The sequence below is a fragment of the Parapedobacter sp. SGR-10 genome (genome assembly GCF_011030405.1).
In the GTDB taxonomy this organism is placed as follows: Bacteria; Bacteroidota; Bacteroidia; order Sphingobacteriales; family Sphingobacteriaceae; genus Sphingobacterium.
Map to the genome: position 1 here is coordinate 243,481 of NZ_JAAJTJ010000001.1, position 21,360 is coordinate 264,840.

General features: G+C 44.4%; 16 protein-coding genes. 9 read left to right on the plus strand and 7 right to left on the minus strand.

The annotated features are described in order from the left end of the window. The first annotated feature begins 95 nt into the window (after nucleotides 1-95). Nucleotides 96-800, plus strand: a complete 705-nt coding sequence (locus tag G5B00_RS01100; protein ID WP_163871580.1) for a RagB/SusD family nutrient uptake outer membrane protein — start codon at nucleotides 96-98, stop codon at nucleotides 798-800. A gap of 44 nt (nucleotides 801-844) precedes the next feature. On the opposite strand, the gene tsaD is transcribed toward G5B00_RS01100, so the two are convergent. Then, on the minus strand, nucleotides 845-1,846 hold the full coding sequence (gene tsaD, locus G5B00_RS01105) for a tRNA (adenosine(37)-N6)-threonylcarbamoyltransferase complex transferase subunit TsaD (RefSeq protein ID WP_163871401.1): 1,002 nt from the start codon (nucleotides 1,844-1,846) through the stop codon (nucleotides 845-847). Between the two features lie 61 nt (nucleotides 1,847-1,907). On the opposite strand from tsaD, the gene G5B00_RS01110 reads away from it, so the two are divergent. Continuing rightward, a complete protein-coding gene (locus tag G5B00_RS01110) occupies nucleotides 1,908-6,260 on the plus strand; it encodes a translocation/assembly module TamB domain-containing protein (RefSeq protein WP_163871402.1) in 4,353 nt (1,450 codons plus the stop codon). A 67-nt stretch (nucleotides 6,261-6,327) separates the two neighbouring features. Here the strand turns inward: G5B00_RS01110 and G5B00_RS01115 are convergent, their stop codons facing one another. Continuing rightward, nucleotides 6,328-9,084, minus strand: coding sequence for a DEAD/DEAH box helicase family protein (locus G5B00_RS01115; protein ID WP_205966238.1), 2,757 nt, complete (start codon nucleotides 9,082-9,084; stop codon nucleotides 6,328-6,330). Further along, on the minus strand, nucleotides 9,077-9,361 hold the full coding sequence (locus tag G5B00_RS01120; RefSeq protein WP_163871403.1) for a hypothetical protein: 285 nt from the start codon (nucleotides 9,359-9,361) through the stop codon (nucleotides 9,077-9,079). The genes G5B00_RS01115 and G5B00_RS01120 overlap by 8 nt, the downstream gene beginning before the upstream one ends. A gap of 159 nt (nucleotides 9,362-9,520) precedes the next feature. Here G5B00_RS01120 and G5B00_RS01125 point away from each other — a divergent pair, with 159 nt between their 5' ends. From G5B00_RS01125 to G5B00_RS01145, 5 genes are all read left to right on the plus strand, one after another. Continuing rightward, nucleotides 9,521-11,209, plus strand: a complete 1,689-nt coding sequence (locus G5B00_RS01125) for a tetratricopeptide repeat protein (RefSeq protein ID WP_163871404.1) — start codon at nucleotides 9,521-9,523, stop codon at nucleotides 11,207-11,209. Continuing rightward, the gene (locus tag G5B00_RS01130; RefSeq protein WP_163871405.1) at nucleotides 11,199-11,963 is read left to right on the plus strand and encodes a DUF4292 domain-containing protein; all 765 of its coding nucleotides are present in this window, start codon (nucleotides 11,199-11,201) and stop codon (nucleotides 11,961-11,963) included. The genes G5B00_RS01125 and G5B00_RS01130 overlap by 11 nt, the downstream gene beginning before the upstream one ends. A 277-nt stretch (nucleotides 11,964-12,240) precedes the next feature. Continuing rightward, nucleotides 12,241-13,506: a murein hydrolase activator EnvC family protein gene (locus G5B00_RS01135; RefSeq protein ID WP_163871406.1), complete on the plus strand. Its 1,266-nt coding sequence runs from the start codon at nucleotides 12,241-12,243 to the stop codon at nucleotides 13,504-13,506. Nucleotides 13,507-13,590: 84 nt separating this feature from the next. Next, a complete protein-coding gene (locus G5B00_RS01140) occupies nucleotides 13,591-13,797 on the plus strand; it encodes a twin-arginine translocase TatA/TatE family subunit (protein ID WP_163871407.1) in 207 nt (68 codons plus the stop codon). Between the two features lie 104 nt (nucleotides 13,798-13,901). Continuing rightward, the gene (locus G5B00_RS01145) at nucleotides 13,902-15,332 is read left to right on the plus strand and encodes a lytic transglycosylase domain-containing protein (protein WP_163871408.1); all 1,431 of its coding nucleotides are present in this window, start codon (nucleotides 13,902-13,904) and stop codon (nucleotides 15,330-15,332) included. A 42-nt stretch (nucleotides 15,333-15,374) separates the two neighbouring features. Here the strand turns inward: G5B00_RS01145 and G5B00_RS01150 are convergent, their stop codons facing one another. Genes G5B00_RS01150 through G5B00_RS01160 form a run of 3 tightly spaced genes read right to left on the minus strand, consistent with a single transcriptional unit; the run spans nucleotide 15,375 to nucleotide 18,876 of the window. Beyond that, entirely contained in the window at nucleotides 15,375-16,817 is a 1,443-nt protein-coding gene (locus tag G5B00_RS01150; RefSeq protein ID WP_163871409.1) for an MFS transporter, read from the minus strand. Nucleotides 16,818-16,862: 45 nt separating this feature from the next. Further along, nucleotides 16,863-18,032: a mannonate dehydratase gene (gene uxuA / locus G5B00_RS01155; protein ID WP_163871410.1), complete on the minus strand. Its 1,170-nt coding sequence runs from the start codon at nucleotides 18,030-18,032 to the stop codon at nucleotides 16,863-16,865. 22 nt (nucleotides 18,033-18,054) lie between these two features. After that, the gene (locus G5B00_RS01160; RefSeq protein ID WP_163871411.1) at nucleotides 18,055-18,876 is read right to left on the minus strand and encodes an SDR family oxidoreductase; all 822 of its coding nucleotides are present in this window, start codon (nucleotides 18,874-18,876) and stop codon (nucleotides 18,055-18,057) included. A gap of 173 nt (nucleotides 18,877-19,049) precedes the next feature. On the opposite strand from G5B00_RS01160, the gene G5B00_RS01165 reads away from it, so the two are divergent. Next, the gene (locus G5B00_RS01165) at nucleotides 19,050-20,039 is read left to right on the plus strand and encodes a sugar kinase (RefSeq protein WP_163871412.1); all 990 of its coding nucleotides are present in this window, start codon (nucleotides 19,050-19,052) and stop codon (nucleotides 20,037-20,039) included. Between the two features lie 22 nt (nucleotides 20,040-20,061). Further along, nucleotides 20,062-20,700 carry a bifunctional 4-hydroxy-2-oxoglutarate aldolase/2-dehydro-3-deoxy-phosphogluconate aldolase gene (locus G5B00_RS01170; RefSeq protein ID WP_163871413.1) on the plus strand — a complete coding sequence of 213 codons (639 nt, stop codon included), beginning with the start codon at nucleotides 20,062-20,064 and terminating at the stop codon, nucleotides 20,698-20,700. 51 nt (nucleotides 20,701-20,751) lie between these two features. On the opposite strand, the gene G5B00_RS01175 is transcribed toward G5B00_RS01170, so the two are convergent. Continuing rightward, complete coding sequence (locus G5B00_RS01175) at nucleotides 20,752-21,267, minus strand: phosphoribosyltransferase family protein (protein ID WP_163871414.1); 516 nt, start codon at nucleotides 21,265-21,267, stop codon at nucleotides 20,752-20,754. Between the last annotated feature and the right edge of the window lie 93 nt (nucleotides 21,268-21,360).

A 21,360-nucleotide genomic window follows, 5' to 3' on the forward strand; every position in this document is an offset into this window, starting at 1 on the left:
AGTTTCTTCCCGCCTTAACGGTTTCGGGCTTTGCGAAGGAGCGGAAATAGAAGTACAAAAGTTCAGTTTAGCACTACCGTACAAACGTAAAGGTTATACATACTTTTGTACTCGATTGGCGAGACTATCCGGGTGATCTTCGCAGGGATATCTCGGTTGCCAACTACCGATATAACGACGATAAGGTGCTATGGGCCAAAACCGGAACGGATTCAGATCAAGTGGCTGAAGAAAATGATGCCAATCCGACAGCAAGACAACCGCAAAAACAAAATTATACGCCCGGCAAATGGGATACGGAGAAATATGTGCCACAGAGCAACCATCTCATCAATAACGACAAGTCCAATGTCAACTGGTATGTATTGCGCTATGCCGATGTCCTATTGTTGTATGCCGAAGCGCTGAATGAATGGAAACAAGGGCCGACAGCCGATGCCTATACCGCCATCAATATGGTACGCAGGAGAGGTTATGGCCTGCCGGTCAATACGAATAGCCCGGCAGACTTGACTGGCTTAGATATGGCCGGATTCCGCGAAGCTATCCGCAGAGAACGGGCTTTTGAACTAGCCTTCGAAGGGCATAGAAAAAACGACCTCATACGTTGGGGTATTTATTACGAAACCGTCAAAGAGACAGCCCAGAGACTGGGAACATGGTGGGTGTCTGCCAATAGTCCGAATTATGCGGTGGCACGACCAGGCTATACGATCAAAGGAAAGCACGAACTGTTTCCTATTCCACAAAGAGATTTGGACATCATGACACAGTTTGAACAGCATCTCGGCTGGAAGTAAATCATTTCATTGCCACGGGTTTAAATCCGTGGCAATGAAACTTATCACACATGCATCCGTGCCAACGGTGCGATATCCTGCCCTACAAACTCCTGCTTCAAGTATTTATGGTACCCGGCGATGGCAATCATCGCCGCATTGTCCGTACAATACTCAAATTTAGGAATAAACACACGCCACTTGTACTGCTCACCCATGTCCAACAATGCCTGTCGCAATCCCGAATTGGCCGATACACCTCCCGCTATCGCAATATCCTTCACACCGGTATGCTTCGCTGCTTTTTTCAGCTTGTTCAGCAAGATAGTCACGATACGATACTGTACCGATGCACAGATATCATATAGATGCTCTTCGATAAAATTCGGATTTTCCTTGACTTTACCTTGGATAAGGTATAAAATAGCTGTTTTCAGCCCCGAAAAACTAAAGTTAAAATCCGGAATCTGAGGTTCTGGCAAAGCAAAAGCTGTCGGGTTACCCATTTGCGCATACTTGTCGATCAGTGGTCCCCCCGGGTATGGGAGGTTCAATATCTTGGCCGTCTTGTCAAAAGCCTCTCCTGCCGCATCATCCAACGTCTCTCCTACCAGTTGCATATCAAAATAATCCTTGACCAGAACGATCTGCGTATGCCCACCCGATACGGTCAGGCAGAGAAAAGGAAAATCGGGCTTGGGGTTATCGATAAAATGTGCTAAGATATGTGCTTGCATATGATTGATCTCAATCAACGGTATCTGTCGGGCCAAAGCAAAGGCCTTGGCAAAAGAAGTGCCCACCAACAGAGAGCCCAACAATCCTGGTCCTCGTGTAAAAGCTACCGCATCTACATCATTTTTTGTTATTTTTGCTTGTTGGATAGCTTGATCTACCGTAGGAATAATGTTTTGCTGATGGGCACGCGAAGCCAGTTCGGGCACCACGCCCCCATATTTCGCATGAATTGCTTGACTTGCAATAATATTTGACCTAATTTCGCCGTCTATACATATAGAGGCTGAAGTTTCGTCGCATGAAGACTCTATACCGAGAATAACAGCCATGGAGGAAGTAATTTTTTAAGGATACAAAAATATCAAAAAAATACTGAAAATAACGTCAATTGTGCTGACCGGTATCATTATACTGGCATTACTGGCTATTTTCTCTCTTCAATTTTCTTCTGTACAGACCTATCTTACCAAAAAGATAGCGCAACATCTCTCACAGGAGTTGGATAGCGATATTTCTCTCGAACGCATATACTTCAAACCTTTTTCCAGTATAGAAGTACAAGGTTTTCAGATAAAAGACCCTAACGGTGTGACCATGCTGCACACGAGGAAGCTACTTGCCGATTTTTCCCTGACTTATATATTGACCAACAGACTGACCATCAAAGAAGTCAAGCTGACCGATGCGTATGTCAACCTGGAAATTTATGCAGACAGTTCGAATTTTTCACGTTTGATACGGTACTTTGCCACAGAGAAAGGTAAAACCAAGCCTAGTAAAAAGAAGTTTAAGCTTGACCTCAACAGGGTCGAGCTTGACAACAATCATTTCAAACTGGTCAACCATAATTTCAACCACCACAACAAAGGGGTTGATTTTTCGGATCTGGATGTGACCGAAATATCTACTGTCCTTGAAAACATCCGGTTGGATACGATCATGCAGGCAGATATACATAAATTAACGTTGAAAGAAAAATCCGGCCTGCATCTACGCCATCTTTCTGCACAAGCCTCCTATTCCGGCCATCAAATGGAATTTCAGCAACTGTATCTGGCCACCAACAGCTCTATTGTACAGGACTACCTAAAGTTCGAATACGAAAGCATGAAGGATTTCAGTGACTTTATCCAAAAGGTACGTATCACGGCAAACCTAAAAGATAGCTACGTAGATTCAAGGGACATCGAGTTTTTTGCACCTACAATGAAATATGTGGTATTCGAAATCGCTATACAAAAAGGCGCTGTAAAAGGAACAGTATCGGATATCAAGGCGCAAAATATACAATTGACCACGGCACAAAGCACAGCTTTGCAAGGCAATTTTACGATCAAAGGACTCCCGGATATCGATAAAACTGTTTTTGATGTTGACCTGCGAAAATTACAGACCACACCTAACGATGTAGAGATACTCGTCCCAAAATTTGCCAACAAGGCACATTTCGACCTCCCTCAAGAGTTGCATCGATTGGAACAGGTCAGTTTTCAAGGGAAATTTCAGGGTTTGTACAATGATTTTCTTGTCGACGGAAAAGTCGAAACAGCTTTGGGCAAACTGGCGACCCGCAGTCAGATTGACATCAAAAAATCATTAAGCTACAAGGGTACGGTAAAATCTGATCTGTTTGAAGTAGGCAAATTTATCCAGCAAGGACAATTGGGCAGTTCTGCGTTGGACCTCACATTTGACGGTCAAGGTCTTATCCTGGAAGATTTGATTCTAAACACGCAAGGAACACTGACTGACAGCCAGATCAGAGGTTATACCTACGACAGCATAGAATTGGACACCCACATTGCGCAACAAACATTGGAAGCCAAAGGAACCGTAACAGATGACAATCTAAAGCTACAGTACAATGCGGTCATTGATTGGAACGAACAAGCGCCCAATTATCTATTGGATGCCGACATAGCCTATGCACAGCTCAGCAAATTAAAATGGCTAAAACAAGACAGTATCATTATCCATCGCGCCAGGATAAACACCAACATAATCGGCAATTCGCTCAATACCATTACCGGGCATTTTGATGCCGATTCTGTACAGTTCAGCACCACAAAAGGTGATTTCCACATCCATAAAATTAACTTTACAGCCGAAGGAAGCCAAGAGGACAGGACATTATTGTTCAATTCGGATATGGCCGATGCCAAGATGTACGGCAATATAGATCTCAATACCCTGGATGCCTACTTCATGTCCTTGGCTATGCGCTATGCCCCGGCCATAGATATCCCGGTAAAGCCCTACAACAAACAAAATTTTGACCTCGAAATCAATGTACGTTCTTTCAAACCCATAGCAGCTTTATTGGATCGTAGTCTAAACCTTGACAATGGCACACATCTCAAAGCCTCTTTTTCTACCGATCGGTACACCGCCAACTTTGTAGCATTCAGCCCGTTAGTAGAGTTCAAAGGCCTTCGCTTGACCAACCTTGCGATACAGGAAAATGCCGATGACAAGGCTTTCTCTCTCAATATCTATGCAGATCGCCTGAATCTAAGTGATAGTGTCTATATCAACCACATCGTCCTCCATAATGTATTGGCCAATGACAGCCTGAATTTCAATGTCATCATGTCCGATAAAAATGCACCAAACTACCTTGATCTCAAGGGCAATATCCACTTTGCCCATCACGCACCGGCCTACATCAAATTTGAACCTTCTACCATCCTGATCAACAAGGAATATTGGAATCTCAACAACGATGCTACCATGCGCGTGTCCAAAGGAAAAATATACCTCTCCAACCTTCTCCTCCAACAAGACAAGCAACAAGTCAAGCTCGATGGTATCCTATCCGATGAAAACGACAAACTGAACGTAGCGTTCAATCAATTTGGGTTAAGCTCGCTCAACGGAATTACCAACCCCTTGGGTATCGAGCTCGAAGGCACGCTAAATGGAAAAATGGAAGTACAATCCATTTTCAAAAAGCCTTTCTTTTCGGCCAATATACAGACCTCCCCCATCATATACAATCAAATGCCTGTAGGCAAACTCGACCTGCTTGCCGATTTTGATCCTCTGACCGGTTTGGCCAATATAGACCTGCAGCTCGCAGATGACCAAAGCAGAGGTATCACACTCGGCGGTCACTACAATTTCTTTGATGAAAATGAAAAACTGAGCATCGAAGGTAAACTGAATGAAGCAGATCTGGCCATATTTCAACCCTTTTTACGCAATCTGGTCTCCGATCTGCAGGGCAAAGGAAACGGGGACATTACGATCAAGGGAACGTTCAAAAATCCTAAGATCAGTGGGATAGCCCGTATCCAGCAAGCGGCATTTACGGTCAACTATCTCCAGACACATTACCGTATCGACAATCAATCTGCTCTCGTGGAGAATAATGCCATCATGCTCCAGAATGTGACGATAAAAGATACACATGGCCGTACTGCAGCAGCTAATGGCATCATCAATCTGACCAATATCGCCAATCCCTATATCGATGTGGACATCGCCGGATCCAATATCATGATCCTAAACACCACCTTCAAGGACAACAACCTCTATTACGGTACAGCCTTTGCCTCAGGCACATTCCGATTCAAGGGACATACATCTGCTATAGACATCAATATCAATGCCCGATCAGAAAACAATACCGTACTGACCATACCTTTCAACAGTGCCATGACCGTGGCAGACAGTGATTTCATTTATTTTATCGGCAAGGATTCGACCGAAAACAAAAAACAAGAAAGAAGATCCTTATTCAAAGGGTTGACGATGAATATGAACATCGCCGTGACACCGGTCGCCGAAATCAATCTCCCGACCAATCTGGGCACGCTGAAAGGCAATGGTGAGGGAGAAATCACCATGAAGATATCCAGTCTAGGGGATTTTGAGATGTTCGGTGACTATCAGGTCACCGACGGTAAATTCCATTTTACTGCGCAGGACTTTATCAACAAGTACTTTGATATCAAAGAAGGAGGGACTATACGTTGGACAGGCAATCCGAGCGAAGCCGTCATCAATCTGAACGCCATCTACCAGCAACGTACTGCCGTAGGACCACTCTACAATGCTGCCGGCCGTGCAGGAGAAGACGAGCGGGTACTGGCACAGGCCGATATGCTCATCAAAGGAACATTGGAACAACCAGACATTACGTTCGACCTTAATTTTCCTCAAAATCCGTATATCAAGGATGAGTTGCAGGGATACCTCAGCGACGCAAACAATGTCAACCAACAGGCTTTAAGCCTTATTGTACGGCGTAGTTTCACACCAAGCTCGACCAATGAAATAGGTCGTGAGGTCAACAATACACTCCTTTCTGCCGGAACGGAAATTGCTTTCAACCAGTTGAACAACATCATTTCCCAATCACTCAACATCAATTTCTTTGACCTCAATATTCGTTCGTTCAACGATGCTTCTGCTTCGGTAAGGCTACTGAATGACCGACTGGTACTGACAGGTGGTATCACGGATCGGACAAACTATCAGGCGACCGACCTGACATTCTTTAGGGAGGGTGTCACGACAGATGCAGAATTGACCTATCGCCTGCGCAAAGACGGCAATCTGATGCTTCGGGCATACAACAGACCGTACACCCGCAACTTTCTGATCCGCATGAACGATGCCGAATATATCAGTGCGTTGGGACTTATCTATCGACAGGAATTCAATAGCATCCGGGAATTCTGGCAAAAGCTGTGGATATGGGACAGCAGAAAGAACCGTCCGAAAACAGAAAGCAAATAAGTATGTGATCTACTGCTTCCTTGAGCTGAACATAAAAAATCAAAGAGTCTGATGTCTTTGAATACTTCTACTGCCACGCATGTACATGTTCTACTTCGGCATTCCCTTTAAAATGATTGGCCAATGCATGAACACGGGCACGTATCATGATTTTTCGACCTTTGATACTTTTTGTAAACACAAGTTCGCAGTCTCCCACATGTTCTTGCCAAAAAGTAGCGAAATCCTTTGCTAATGCCGCATGCTTCCCCAATATTTCGGGAACAGCATGAAAATCCCACTGCCGGATAAGTTGTAGCGCCTTGCTCTTGCGGATAATGATATATCTTGGATTGGCAATAGGGTCTACTATTTCCTGTATCATCTGTACAAACAAAGATTTTTCGTATGTAGTACCTCCATCCAAATGGCAATACACAGCACCTTCCTTGTCGCTGTAGGTCAGCACATTGAATTTTTCAATCGGTGTCGCGAATATCCTGCACTTGCACAGCGTCTGTACCAAAGCTCTTCCGATATGGTATATATCTTTGGAAATATCTCTATATCTGGTATAGTAAGCGAATGTCTTCAAAGCCCGTGAGCCAAACACCACCGTACCTATGCCAAACATTCCCAGAAGCGCATAACTACCATTCACGCCCAGAAATTTGGAAAACTTGTGCATGACCTGACCGGACCATTCCACATAAAACAACACACTGCTCCCCAAAGCACTTACCATATTGCCGATAGTCTTTTGCATCTGCGCGGTTTTGACCCGTTCAAACTGATTAGGCTCAAAAAAGGGTATCTTGATTTCTTCCACGAGTGTCGTACCATAAGGTAGAGCCTTTTCCCATTTTTCGTGCAAGCGGTTACGCTGTGCTGCAACCGTAAACATATGGTCATTGACAGTAGATATCGTTTCGACCGATAGCTGCTGAAAGGGTATTCCTAACCTTCCCAACCCATTTTCAATACGTATACCTTCATTTTCAGAGATGCCCACAAAATTGCGGAAGCGTCGTCGCATGAGCCGCAAGTCTGCACCACCATCATTACTTAGGGGATCAAGACATACAATATGCCAGATATTGCTGGTTTTCTGCGGTTTTTTCAAGGATGTACGGATAGCCCTTCCCCGCATTTGGTTGGACGCTACGAATGAGCCGACAAAACTCGCCAATATCAGGCTGTTGATGGCCGGAGCATCCCATCCCTCACCTAGCAACGCCTTGGTACCGATCAATACCTCTATGGCACCAGACTGAAACAATTCCGTCAGTATATGGACGATCTTATCCCTCGACCGGTCATCTACGTGGACGCTGAAATAAGTTTCGTCATAAGGTAGCCGGGCAATAGTCGGCCTATGGGCCAATCCCGCCCTGTCGGCTAACGTATAAAAATCTGTCAATGCCCCGGCAGGGATGATGACCAATGTGCCCGTCAGCACACCTAACCGCTTTGCATTGCGATTATGGCGTCTCAACTGTTCGAAGATAGAGACTACGCCTATTCTCTTTAAGGGAATCTCATTGTCGGTCGTGCTGCTCAAATATTCTTTGCGCACATAATCCGTCAATATCACCTGTCGCAGATCCTGCCCGAGCTGTGCATATTCGAAATCCACGATACGCTCGATAGCATGCAATTTTGATATGCTCGAAGACAAGTGCTTAGCCATATATTGATGCCCATCAAAACGGATGGTCTTACGATCCACGATTCCGGCCCGTCGTAATTTTGTCAGTAAAGCCGTTCTTTCTTCTTCAAAATTGGCGGCAAAATATCCCTTTTCTTCAAAAAGGTACGCATATAAAAGCTCGCCTATCCATTTTTCATCCAGCGGGGGAAGATCTATAGCACCCTTTTCTAGCGGAATACCCAATAATTCTAAATGTGAGGGCGAAATAACCCTGTCATTTGCCGAAAGGTAGATCAGACAGGCAGAATAAAAAGTCAGATTCTCATGTATATAGTACTCTTGTCCAAACGGGTCGACCATCATAGGATGTTCTTCTATAGCCTTTATCAAAAGTGCATCTGTACAGAGCTGTTCAAAAATCTTACTTGCTTTTTCCCGAAAATCACTGATTTTCTGATGCTCTGTAGCCGTAATTTTGGAGAAATACACAAAGTCCTGATGGGGACACAGGTCTTTTTCGCGGATAAGTTCTGGCACCGATATTTCTGCATCCACAGCCCCATTCAGTCCAGTATACCTACTCCACTCCAATGGCGTGACATCGTAGGGTGGTGTAGCCGTTAGTCCGACCACTTTGGGAGAAAGTTTCGATTTTAAGCGTGTCAGTGTTTGCCACCACTCATTCTTCAGATGATGCGCTTCGTCCAGGATCAAGGTCTGTATCTGCTGCTCTTTTAATTTTCGTACAATAGCATCAAGATTTAGAAAATTTGATTTTTTCCGCTCCTTGACATCAGTTTCATGGGCAAATTCCACATGAATGAGTTCTTCTTTAGTATTGTTGCACGCCGCATGTAATCCCTGATACGTGATTACGGTCAATTGACGTGGGTCATAAATATCCCTCGAAATCCAATGGGGCTCGGCATCCTGTTGGAGGAATAGCTCACAGAATCGTTGTATCCATTGGTTTCGGATAGCCAATGTAGGTGCCAGGATCAAGGTAGGCCTGTTCAAACGCAACATCACTTCGAGTCCAAGTACGGTCTTTCCCGATCCGGGAGGAGCAATGACATGCAAATGTTCATCATGCAAATGGCTGCTCAGATCATCCAATACACGTTGCTGATAGGTTCGCCAAGGATATTTAAACCGTATATTTTCCGGAAAGCAGTCCACACCTGTATTAACCATATTTTTCTACCAGATATGTCCACTCTTCTTGCAAAGAACCGATAAATTCAGGTTGTTGGGCACGATTGTACCAATACCGGGCATTCCATAGATCCCCCTCTACCCGATGCAGGTAAGCATGCACATGAGCGGATACAGGATCTTTCAATTGATCAATAAGGTCATGGGCCGTTTTCCATTCCCCTTTTGCATCATACCACAGGGCTTTTGACTGTACGGGCATCCCTCCCGGTGGATACTCCTGCGACAGTGATTGCTTGAATTCGTCCAAAGTCATACCTAAAAATATGAAAATGCATAAAAACAACAAAATGCTACAGCAAAAACCCAAAGTTTCACGGCGATCTGTGATTTAAATAAAAGCAAATTACTCCTAAATATTTTTTGTTATTGGTATTCGTGAATGCGAAGCATTTTATCTAAGTTTGTTAGTAGTATGCACAAAAGAGTAATTTGGATAGTGGTCATTTTGATAGCAGGTATGATGCCTGCTCGATCACAGGAGAAGGAAACACCTTACAAAAAGGCTCTGGAAGCCGTGGAGGTCAAGTTAAGGGCTGGAGACTTTAGAGGGGCTATTGCGGATCTGGACCAGATCACGACCCAATACCCGGAGGAAGCCGATGTATATTATGCCAAAGGGCTACTGTTGGGTCAAATGGGGGATTACGAAGGCGCAGTCACAAATGCCCGGATAGCTTATGAAAAAGAGGCCAGTTTACAAAACCTCCAATTTTTGATGGATCTCTATAGAGCACGCAAGAATTGGGAAGACCTCGTAGAGCTGTTAAAAGATTTTAGGGCCAAAAACCCTACGATGAGTTTCGTAGGACGTGAGCTGATGGCTACTCTCGGAGGGTTGAAAAAATTTGACGAAGCCTTACAGATATACGACGAGGAAGTAAAAGCAGGAAGACATTCCGATTCGCTGGACGTGGCCAAGGCCGATATATTGATCCGCAAAGAAGATCTGCATGGAGCCACCGCCATACTCAAACCTTGGGATGGAAAATCTTCGTTGCGGCAAGTCTACGGAACGTTAGGCTTCATTTATGGCGAGCAGCGGAAAAACAAGCAAGCTATCGAGGTCTTGGAAAGAGGGCTCAAAATCACATCAGATCCTGTGCTCTATCTGGATCTGGCGGATGCTTATCGAGAAGAAAAGAAACCCCGTCAATCCTACGAAGCACTCAAAGCCGCCTTCAACGCCGAAAATGTCGACTTTGGTGACAAGCATCGTGTGATGTTGACCTTGATGGACTCCGATATGAGGGTTTTCTCACGTGACCAGATACAGGAATTGGCCAATATTCTTGTGCTCAAACATCCACGAATAGCCGAAAGTCACGTGATCAAAGGAAATATCCTATGGCGTAGGGGCAATATTCAAGAAGCCAGGTCCCTCTTTTTGACAGCCGTAGGTATCAGTCCCAATCATGTCGATGCGTGGCGCCTATTGATCAATACCGATATGGCCTTACGCTCGATCGATGATGCCGTACGGCATAGCCATGAAGCCCTCTCGGTCAACCCAGGTAACCCTATGCTCCTTTATTTTGCCGGGCTATCCTACATGATGAAGGAAGATTACGACAACAGCCGAAAAATGCTGGAAGCAGCCTTGGATCAGAGCGGAAACGAAAACACCTACCTACAGTCCATGATATATGGCGCTTTGGGAGACCTGTACCACCAATTGAAAATGGACGCCGCCTCTGATGTCGCTTACGAAGAAGCAATCGCTTTGGACAGCACCAATGTCACGGTACTCAACAACTACGCTTACTACCTATCCGTGCGCAAAAAGGACTTGGAAAAAGCCGAGCGTTACTCCAGAATGTCCAATGAAATGGAGCCCAATTCGGCCACTTTTCAGGACACCTACGCCTGGGTACTGTTTCAGCAGGCCAAATATAAGGAAGCCCTCACATGGATCGAAAAAGCCATGAGAGGAACGCAGACTTCCGCCGTATTGTACGAACATTATGGAGATATCCTCAGTATGGTAGGGCGTGAAAAAGATGCGCTCAAACAATGGGAAAAAGCATTGACCATGAGTAAAGAAAACACTGCAGACATACAGCGAATCCAAACAAAAATAAAAGAAAAAAGATATGTGGAATAAGTGGGCAATTTTCTTCGTGGCCATACTGCTCATTTCGTCCTGTGGTACAAAACGAAAGAGCGCTTCTATATCGAAAGATACACACGGCACGACGGTCACCGTAGGCAATATGGAAATCAATAACCTTGATTTTCATTCTTTCTCCGGTAGAGCCAAAGCTAAGATCGAATTTGCCAACCAACAACACGATGTCACCCTCAATTTTAGGATCAATCGGGATCAGACTATTTGGATATCGGTCACGGCACTATTGGGCATAGAGGTAGCCCGTATCCTCATCACGCCCGATAGCGTGAAGATCTTGAATAAATTGCAGGCCGAGTATATCCACAAGCCTTTCAATTATATTCATCGTTACACCAATCCAGGGATCACCTTCGCAACGCTGCAAGACCTATTCATGGGCAACGTATCGCTCGCATTGCTTCGAACGGATCAACTGACAGTGGCCGACAGTGGGGACGAGATGCAATTGGTGGGTGTCAAAGATCAACTGTCTTTTCAATACAGTCTGAATACCAATCGAAGACCCAAAGTCTTCCGGCTGGTTCCGATGGCCACCGATCAAAGCATGGAATCCTATTACGGAAAATATGCTGATTTCGGCGGATACGATTTTCCGCAAAACCAGCATATACAGCTTCGGGGAGAAAACATGAAAATCAATGCCCAATTGGAATACAACAAGGTTGTATTCAATGAAATTTTGGAATTTCCGTTTTCCGTCCCGGCCCGCTATAAGGTCGTGGAATAAGCTGGATAGGGTATAAATATCCTGTTCTGACCTGTCGCAAGTTTACCAAAGGGTAACTTGTGACCGTCATGTTAGCTGCTTGTTATTTATGGCACACGAAGGGATTATCTTCGATGAGCTCGCTTCGCTCGGTTCGTGCGCCAGTTTGCGTCGGACAAGTTTTTTTGTCATGTATAATTAAAAAGGTGTTAAAAAGTCCAATTTATTAGGCAACTCGTTCAGATATGTTTAATTTTGGTCACTTGGTAAAAAGCTAGTCAACAAGGTATATCATTCGATGGATTGGAAAAAACTATTATTCAGTGTACTCTTTATAATTGCTGTAGGACAGTGGAGTTTTGGACAGAGCAGCGCCCAATTGAAAAAAGAGCTGGAAAAAATCAATGCTGACATTGCTGCACTGAACAAAGAACTAGCCGCCACAACCAGGGAAAAAATACTTTCACAGCGTGAAGTCAATGCCTTAAGCAAACAGCTCAATCTTCGTGAAAGCAAGATTACCGTCATCAATCGTGAACTCGGTAATCTCAGTCATCAAATCAATGAAAACACCAAAGCCATCAATACTTTAAAGGCAGAACTGGAAAAAATGCGAAAAGACTATGAGAAGATGGTCATGTTTGCCTTCCGGAACAAGAATGCCTATAACAAGATGATGTTTATCTTTGCTTCCAAAGATTTTAACCAAGCTTTTAAACGTGTAAAATACCTTCAACAATTCAGCGACGCACGAAAGATAAAAGCGGCTGAAATAGAAAGCACCCAAAAAGAGATCGAATTGAAAATTGCCCGTCTGGAAGCCGACCGCCAGACACAGACCGCACTCCTCAAAGAGCAGCAAAAAGAACGGGATATCATCGCCAAAGATAGGGCAGCACATGCCAACGAACTGCGGCAACTCGTCAAGGAAGAGCGCTCTGTCCAAAGTCAACTCTCCAAAAAACAACAGCAACGAAACCGTATAAATGCACAGATCAAGGCAGCTATTGCACGTGAAATCGCCGAAGAACGGCGTAGAGCAGAAGAAGCACGGCGCAAAGCGGCAGAAGAAGAAGCACGGCGTACAGGCAAGACCGTAGCCGAGGTAGAAAAAGCAACCCCTAAAAAAACAGATAGCGAAATATTACGTTCTACACCAGAAGCCGCTCGCCTTTCGGCCGATTTCAAATCCAACAGAGGCCGGCTGCCATGGCCCGTCTCTCAAGGCAATATCGTCCGAGGATACGGAAGGGAAATCATAGAGGGTATCCCCACCAATAATCCAGACATCGCCATCCGAACCTCCAGCAATGCCTCCGTCAAAGCAATATTTGACGGAGAGGTCGTACAGGCACTGCCAGGAGTAGTCGTGCTCAAACATGGTGAATATTTTAGTTTCTACTCCAATCTGGCAAGTGTATCCGTACGTCGTGGGCAAAAAATATCCCGTGGCCAACAGATCGGTACAGCAGGCGAAGATGCAGATCTAGGGTATCCTGTGGTCAATTTTGGACTCTCTCAAGGGCAAAACGATTTCGATCCAACGCCTTGGATAGCAAGATAGTTACAGGATATTAAATTATTATTACTTATATTTGTATTAGTCGAATTGTATAAAACTGATTTTTAAAAGATTATTATTATAAATATGTTATCATCATCATTATTGTTTATCGGAACCAACGAGATCATTATCATCGTTGTATTGGCTCTTCTTTTGTTTGGAGGAAAGAAAATCCCTGAATTAATGCGGGGTCTGGGGAGAGGTGTCAAAGAGTTTAAAGAGGGTCAGAAAGAAGATACCTCCGAAGCAAAGCCTACATCGTCCAACGAAAACACAACAAGTAATCCATAAGTGGTTACTGCTTAGACCATACTGGAGACTTTCGTTTTGTGCTATCGCACCAAAATGAAAGTCTCTTTTTTTAATTTCCCCTATTCTTATCAAATAATAGTCGTATGAAGTTAAATATATATCTTTCTTTTGCAGCCGGATTATTCAGTACAGTCGGATTTGCACAGGAAATATCTATTGACAATCATAAGGAAGAGCTGCAAAGCTCCATGATAAGCTATATCGAGACATTAAACAACAAGCTGTCTTTTGAACTGGACTCGATCCGCGAGAATGTAGACCCTGCAGTCGAAAATACTTCGGAAGATATCCTCATCCTGAAAAGGCTAAAAAGTATAGCGACGACTATTCCCCTGGAATACAATTCCCAAGTCAAAGGCTATATAGACAAGTACACCTCGGCCAACTACCGTCCCTATATGAATAAACTCTTGGGGTTGAGTCGACATTACTTTTCTATTTACGAGCAGATATTTAGGGAAAATGCTATACCCGAAGAGGTCAAGTATCTATCTCTGGTCGAATCATCACTCAATCCCCATTTGGTATCCACTTCCGGTGCTGTAGGCCCTTGGCAATTCATGTACGCCACGGCCAAAATATATGATCTCGACATGAATAGCTATGTGGACGAACGCAAAGATGCATACGCCTCTTCTTATGCCGTCACACGCTATTTGAGCGAAGCCTACGATCAATTCGACGATTGGTTATTGGCCCTGGCCTCTTATAACTGTGGAAGGGGTTGTGTACAGCGCGCTATTCAACGTTCGGGGCTTCGGAATCCCTCTTTCTGGGAATTGTCACCATACCTTCCACAGGAAACACGCAATTACATCCCAAAGTATATTGCGATGACATATGTCATGGAGATGGCCGACTTCTATGATATCTACCCAGTAGATACAGAATTGGATCTGCAAAGCAAGATGCTCATGGTCAATAGAACGGTGGATCTCAACAAGGTCGCACGGGCTATAGACCTGCCTTTGGATCAACTCAAAAAATACAACCCTGCTTACAAGCATAATATCGTCAACGGTACGGCAGAACGTCCCAAGCGCCTGCTCCTACCCGAAACCTCTTCGATAAACGATAGCCTCCTCTACGTAGCCTTAAACACACAGCCTGTGCCAATAGCTACGTTAGTACAAGAAGAAGCTTTGGCAACCACGCGCCCCTCGAAAAATTACCGTGTGCGTCGTAACGAATCCATCCATACGGTCGCCAAGAAGTTTGGTGTATCGGTACAGAATCTAAGAGCATGGAATGGGCTGAGTGCCAAAAGCAAAATCACCGGGAGAACACTTATCGTAGAGCAACCGATAGATGCAAAACTAGCTTCCAATGTCAAGAAAGCGGTCAATAAGAAAACCGCATCAGACATCGTGTATTACACAGTCAAGAAAGGGGATTCGCTGGATAGGATTGCACAAAGATATAAGGGTGTATCCGTAGCTAAGTTAAAAGCAGACAACAATTTAAAATCCAACCTCATCCGTCCCGGAATGCGTTTGAAAATCAATAGAGGGTAATAATAACATGTAGGGGCAAAAAATCTTTTGCCCCTACTGCTCTTAAAGCTGTATCAACTTCATTTTTGGCACCAATGCTTTCATAATGGCCCAGCCGACAAGGTAGGCCACCGCACAGATGGAGAAAATAATGAAGTAACCCGCATGCACACCTTCAAACCCGAAGAAATTCATATTTGTATTCGCCGAATAATCAAACAGCATGCCGGATCCTTTATTGATAAAGAATGCTCCGACACCGCCAGCCATACCCCCGATTCCTGTTACGGTAGCGATCGCTGACTTGGGAAACATATCCCCGATAGTTGAGAAAATATTAGCGCTCCAAGCCTGGTGGGCAGCTCCGGCAATACCGATGATAATAACCGGCAACCATACAGACACAGTACCCAAAGGTTGTGCAAATAGTGCCAGTAATGGGAAGAAAGCAAAAATCAACATGGAACGCATCCTTCCGGCATACGGGTTCATCCCTTTCTTCTCTACGAAATACGTCGGCAACCAGCCTCCCACGATAGAGAGCAATGTAATCAAGTAAAGCACAAAGATCAATGGCGCACTCTCTGTCGACGACAGGCCATACACAGAGTGTAAATAAGCCGGTATCCAAAACAAGTAAAACCACCACACCCCATCAGTCATAAACTTACCCACGGCAAAAGCCCATGTCTGCTTGTATTGCAGCAATTTAGCGAAACTGACTTTCGGCTGCTCTGTCACTACAGCTTGTACAGGCTCAGCCGTCACCTCTACGCTATCATCCTGATTGATGTAATCGAGCTCTGCCTGGTTCACCTTAGTTTGCCTGTGCGGCTTGTCATACATGAATAACCAAAAGCCCATCCAGATAAAACCTAACGCACCGATGATGATAAACGCAGCTTCCCATCCCCATGCATCCGCGATAAACGGAATGGTAAGTGGAGCCAATAATGCACCGATAGTTGCGCCGGCATTGAAAATACTCGTTGCAAAGCCACGATCTTTCTTTGGAAAGTATTCTGCCGTCGTCTTGATAGCTGCCGGAAAGTTCCCGGCCTCACCGACCGCCAACACAACACGGGCCACAATAAATAAAGTAACGCTCGTCGAAGCAACTAAAGTCGTATTGCCAATTTTTGAAATAACCTCTCTGGCACCTTCAAATCCTACAAACCATTCCCCGGCTAAAATCCCTGACGTAGCTATCCCGCATAGAGCATGTATACAGGCTCCTATAGACCAGATAAAAATAGCCCACAAAAAGCCTTTTTTCGTATCCATCCAATCAATAAATTTTCCTGCGAACAGCATGGAGATCGCATATACCAAAGAAAAAACACCGGCAATATTTCCATAATCCTCATTGGTCCAATGAAACTCAGGTTGTATCCAATCTGTCCAAGTGAGAGAAAGAACCTGTCTATCCAAATAATTGATCGTCGTCGCAAAAAACAATAAGCTACAGATGGTCCATCGGTAGTTACTCATTTTTGTTAAATTCATTTTATAAAATTAATATTTAAAATAGATTTATAAAGGCTAAATGTATTAAATCACACTTAGAATACCTAATTCCAATCCTCTTACTTCTGCTAGCCCCCTCAATCGGCCGATGGCAGAATATCCCGGATTGGTCTGCTTATGCAGATCGTCCAACATCTGATGCCCGTGGTCAGGTCTGAATGGAATCGGCGTATTCCTACGTTGGTTTTCCTCGATAAATATCTTGACCACCGCAGCCATGTCTACATCTCCGGCCAAGTGATCCGCTTCGAAGAAATTTCCTTCAGCATCTTTCTTGACATTACGGAAATGCGCAAAATATACACGATGTTTGATTGCTTCGGCTATCTCCGGCACATTATTGTCCTTGCCGGCACCCAAAGAGCCCGTACAAAAACAAACTCCATTGAAAGCTTTGTCCACGCCTTGTATTATTTTTAGATAATCCTCCTTATTGGATGCAATACGAGGCAAGCCCAATATCGGATAAGGTGGATCATCCGGATGTATCGCCATCTTTATATTATTTTCTTCACACACCTCCGCAATCTCATTCAAAAACCACAACAGATTATCCAACAATCCGTCCAATCCGATGTCCTTATACGTTTCCAGGTTTTTATTGAACTCTTCTACCGTAACATCTTTTTCGCCCGGTATCCCCATCAAAACAACACGTTTCAGTTCTTCTAAATCCGCTGGAGAATATTTGGTTTCATAACGTAGCTTAGCCTCTGCAACGATACTTGCCGGATAATCCTGTTCCGCACCCTCTCTCTTTAAGACATAAATATCAAACACAGCCAAGTCATTCCAATCAAAATACAAAGCTTTGGCACCATTGGGCATTTCCAGATCCAGTTGGGTACGCGTCCAATCCAGTACCGGCATGAAATTGTACGTTACGATATGTATACCACAAGCGGCTAGATTGCGCAAAGACTGCTTATAGTTTTCGAGATACGGCCCCGCATCGGCACGGCGCGTCTTGATCGCCTCGTGCACAGGCACGCTTTCGACCACCGACCAGGTCAGCCCCGACTCTTCGATAATACGTTTACGTTCTTGTATATCTTCCAAAGGCCATACTTCTCCATGGCCAATATGGTGTAGCGCCGTCACTATCCCTGTGGCACCGGCCTGTTTTACATCCTGCAAAGATACGGGGTCATTAGGCCCATACCATCTCCACGTCTGTTCAAATCTTTTATTCATACTTTTATTTAATCCGTTTTTTTTAAACTCCTGTCCAGGCATTAAATCCTCCATCTACATATACCGTCTCCCCGGAGACAAATCCAGCAGCATCACTCAATAAATAGATCAGCGTACCTTCCAACTCCGATGGATCACCCAATCTCGAAAAAGGTGTACCATTGACAAAACGTTGTGCCCTTTCTGTAAAGCTGCCGTCAGGATTGGTGAGCAATGTCCTGTTCTGCTCTGTGAGGAACACTCCCGGTGCAATAGCATTGACACGCACCTTGTCTCCATATCTCAAGGCCATTTCTGTCGCCATCCATTTGGTGTATCCGATGATTCCATTTTTTGCCACAGTATAGCCCAATACCCTTGTAATGGCCTGACTGGAAGATAGAGATCCAATATTGACAATACTTCCACTTCCTTTTTCGGCGATTACTTTACCAAAAACATGTGTCGGTATGATAGAGCCAAACAAATTTAATTCGATAGCTTTGATCGTATCTTGTACATTACTGGCAAACAAATCTTGATCCGGTCCTATCGTAGCACCGGGAATATTTCCTCCTGCCGCATTGACCAAGCCATCGATGGTACCCCATTTTGCCAGCACCTGCTCCCTCGCATCGATCATCGACTGCTCATCCATCACATTGGCCGATAGCGCCAATGCCTCGCCTCCCAATTCTTCCACCATCTTTGCACGTTCGTTGGCCTTTTCAATGCTACGTCCGAGGATACATACTTTTGCTCCGGCCTCGGCAAGCGCTTTTACAAAGTTTTTGCCCAGTATACCGGTACCTCCGGTGACAACGATTACTTTTCCCTTTAATGAAAATTTTTCTAAGATATTCATGTTATAATTGCTAACTGTTTATAAGCGTAAATAGCTCGCAAGATAATGAAGATTAGCCAATTATAGGAACATTAATTACGATAACGATTTCGTGTAGAATTCTATAGAAAAACAGTCTACTATTTCGTTTAATAGTTGTATTTTAGCTTCCGTCATATTAAAAAACCGTAACGATGAATAGTGTATTATGCCTTGGCGAGATACTGATCAGACAGCAGGCTCTAGGCAATTCTTTTTTCGAACCAAATAACAATCTACTCCGTATATATCCAGGAGGGTCAGAGGCCAATGTGGCCGCGACTTTGGCACAAATGGGTACGCCTACGAGCTATTTCAGTGCATTCCCCGACAATGCACTATCCGACGAAATCATCCGTACACTCGATGCATTAAAGATAGATACCTCAAAAGTTATCAAAACCGGAGACCGGATAGGAACTTATATCCTTCTATCAGCCAATGGACTGACAAAAGGCGAAGTGATCTACGATAGGAAGTACTCGGCGTTCAGTCAATTGGATATAGCCGACATTCAAGTGGATAGATTACTACATAGCGTCGATTGGTTGCATTGGACCGCATTGACACCTGCCCTCAATCCACAGATGGTTACCTTGATCCAATATATCCTGAGCGAGGCAAACAAACGTAACATCACGATCTCCGTCGATTTGAATTATAGAAATAGATTGTGGCAATATGGCAAAGATCCTATCGAAGTCATGCCTCAACTCGTGGAATATTGTGATGTGATCATGGGCAATATATGGGCGGCGAATAAGATGTTGGGGACATCCATCGACGAAGCCTTTCATCGACACACACCTACGGAAACCTATGTAGACTACTCCGCGAAGTCTGCTGCGGAGATATTTACTCGTTTTCCCAAGGCCAAACACATTGCCAACACCTTCCGTTTTATGGATGAGGCTCGTCACAATTACTTCTATGGTACCTACCACTCTCGCCAGGACAATGCCATGTCCCGCATCTACGAAACACACGAGGTCGTCGATCGAATCGGTAGTGGCGATGCCTTTATGGGCGGGTTCATCCATGCATTGAAGCAGCATAAATCTCCTCAAGAGATCATCGACACAGCTACAGGAGCAGGCTATCAAAAGCTTTTTGTAGAAGGTGATTTTGGAAATGGAAAATATTGAGAACCGTAAAGAACATACAATCATGAACGAGATATTACAAACCATCGCAAAACATCCCGTCATACCGGTTTACTATCACGATGATAGCCAAACCTGTATCAATGTACTCCAAGCTGCCTACACCGGAGGGATAAGGGTCTTCGAATTCGTCAGTCGAGGTCCCAGGGCCTTGGAAAATTTCCGTATCCTGTTGGAATACAAAAAAACTCATTTCCCGGATCTCCTATTAGGTATAGGTACGATCAAAACGGCAAAACAGGCGGAAGACTTTATCGAAGCGGGAGCAGATTTTATCGTCAGCCCTATTGTATTGAGCAGTATCGCCGCAGTAACACTAGACAAAGGCGTCTTATGGATACCGGGTTGTATGACCCCCACCGAAATCGCTCAAGCCGAAGCTTTGGGTGCTCCCCTGGTCAAACTCTTTCCGGGAGACACTTTAGGACCCAACTTCCTAAAAGCAATCAGACCGTTGTTTCCAAACACCAAATTTATGCCTACCGGAGGCGTAGATGTAGAAGAAAAAAATATACGGAACTGGTTTGATGCCGGGGTATTCTCGGTAGGCTTAGGCTCCAAACTGTTCAATCCTCCAGCCGATGCAAAGGATTATTCCTGGCTATCAGAGAGGGCTGCCAAATTGTTTGGGTGGATCGGTTAAGGGCTACAACTTGACGTCGCAAAATGCGACGTCAAGTTGTAGCAAAAATCTTTATCGTACCCACGCCGCATCCTCGTCATTATCCAATTCTTCCAGACACACCTCCACATGTTCTTTCAAAATAGTGGATAGTTTGACCCCATAAAAGTCGCTGAATATAGGAAATAAGTGATGGCTGCGATCTACGAGTACTGCTGTACGCAACTTTTTGAGCGGAACATCCATAAATACACCCAAAGCATACGTAAATGTACGGCCACTGTTGAGCACATCATCCACGATGATGACCACTTTGTCCTTGGCAATCTCAACAGGAAGGTCTGTATCAGCTTCGAGATTACGTTTGTTTTTTTGGATCGTAACCTTTATAAGCGCGATACTCTTGTCCGTGGCCAACTCCTGTAGAATTTTCTGTAGACGCTGGGCAAATACATAACCACGGTCTGCTATACCGACCAAAACAATTTCTTTTTCCTCAAAATTGTCCTCCAAAATCTGATACGCAATACGGCGGGATTTCTGATGTATCTGTTCTTTGTTTAGAATAAGCGTTTTCTTCGTTGACATTATGATCGGATTTACTAGGCTAAATTAAATAAAAAGTCTGAATGATTCCCATTAACTTTTCCAAAGTTTTGAACTTTGGAAAAGTTCGGGTAA

Bases quoted from the DNA above. Each gene is read 5' to 3' on its own strand.
- tsaD (WP_163871401.1), bottom strand. From the start codon at position 1,846: ATGGCTGTTATTCTCGGTATAGAGTCTTCATGCGACGAAACTTCAGCC.
- G5B00_RS01170 (WP_163871413.1), top strand. From the start codon at position 20,062: ATGAACGAGATATTACAAACCATCGCAAAACATCCCGTCATACCGGTT.
- G5B00_RS01120 (WP_163871403.1), bottom strand. From the start codon at position 9,361: ATGACTTTGGACGAATTCAAGCAATCACTGTCGCAGGAGTATCCACCG.
- G5B00_RS01130 (WP_163871405.1), top strand. From the start codon at position 11,199: ATGTGGAATAAGTGGGCAATTTTCTTCGTGGCCATACTGCTCATTTCG.
- G5B00_RS01145 (WP_163871408.1), top strand. From the start codon at position 13,902: ATGAAGTTAAATATATATCTTTCTTTTGCAGCCGGATTATTCAGTACA.
- G5B00_RS01125 (WP_163871404.1), top strand. From the start codon at position 9,521: ATGCACAAAAGAGTAATTTGGATAGTGGTCATTTTGATAGCAGGTATG.
- G5B00_RS01140 (WP_163871407.1), top strand. From the start codon at position 13,591: ATGTTATCATCATCATTATTGTTTATCGGAACCAACGAGATCATTATC.
- G5B00_RS01160 (WP_163871411.1), bottom strand. From the start codon at position 18,876: ATGAATATCTTAGAAAAATTTTCATTAAAGGGAAAAGTAATCGTTGTC.
- G5B00_RS01135 (WP_163871406.1), top strand. From the start codon at position 12,241: ATGGATTGGAAAAAACTATTATTCAGTGTACTCTTTATAATTGCTGTA.
- G5B00_RS01115 (WP_205966238.1), bottom strand. From the start codon at position 9,084: ATGGTTAATACAGGTGTGGACTGCTTTCCGGAAAATATACGGTTTAAA.
- G5B00_RS01150 (WP_163871409.1), bottom strand. From the start codon at position 16,817: ATGAATTTAACAAAAATGAGTAACTACCGATGGACCATCTGTAGCTTA.
- G5B00_RS01175 (WP_163871414.1), bottom strand. From the start codon at position 21,267: ATGTCAACGAAGAAAACGCTTATTCTAAACAAAGAACAGATACATCAG.
- uxuA (WP_163871410.1), bottom strand. From the start codon at position 18,032: ATGAATAAAAGATTTGAACAGACGTGGAGATGGTATGGGCCTAATGAC.
- G5B00_RS01165 (WP_163871412.1), top strand. From the start codon at position 19,050: ATGAATAGTGTATTATGCCTTGGCGAGATACTGATCAGACAGCAGGCT.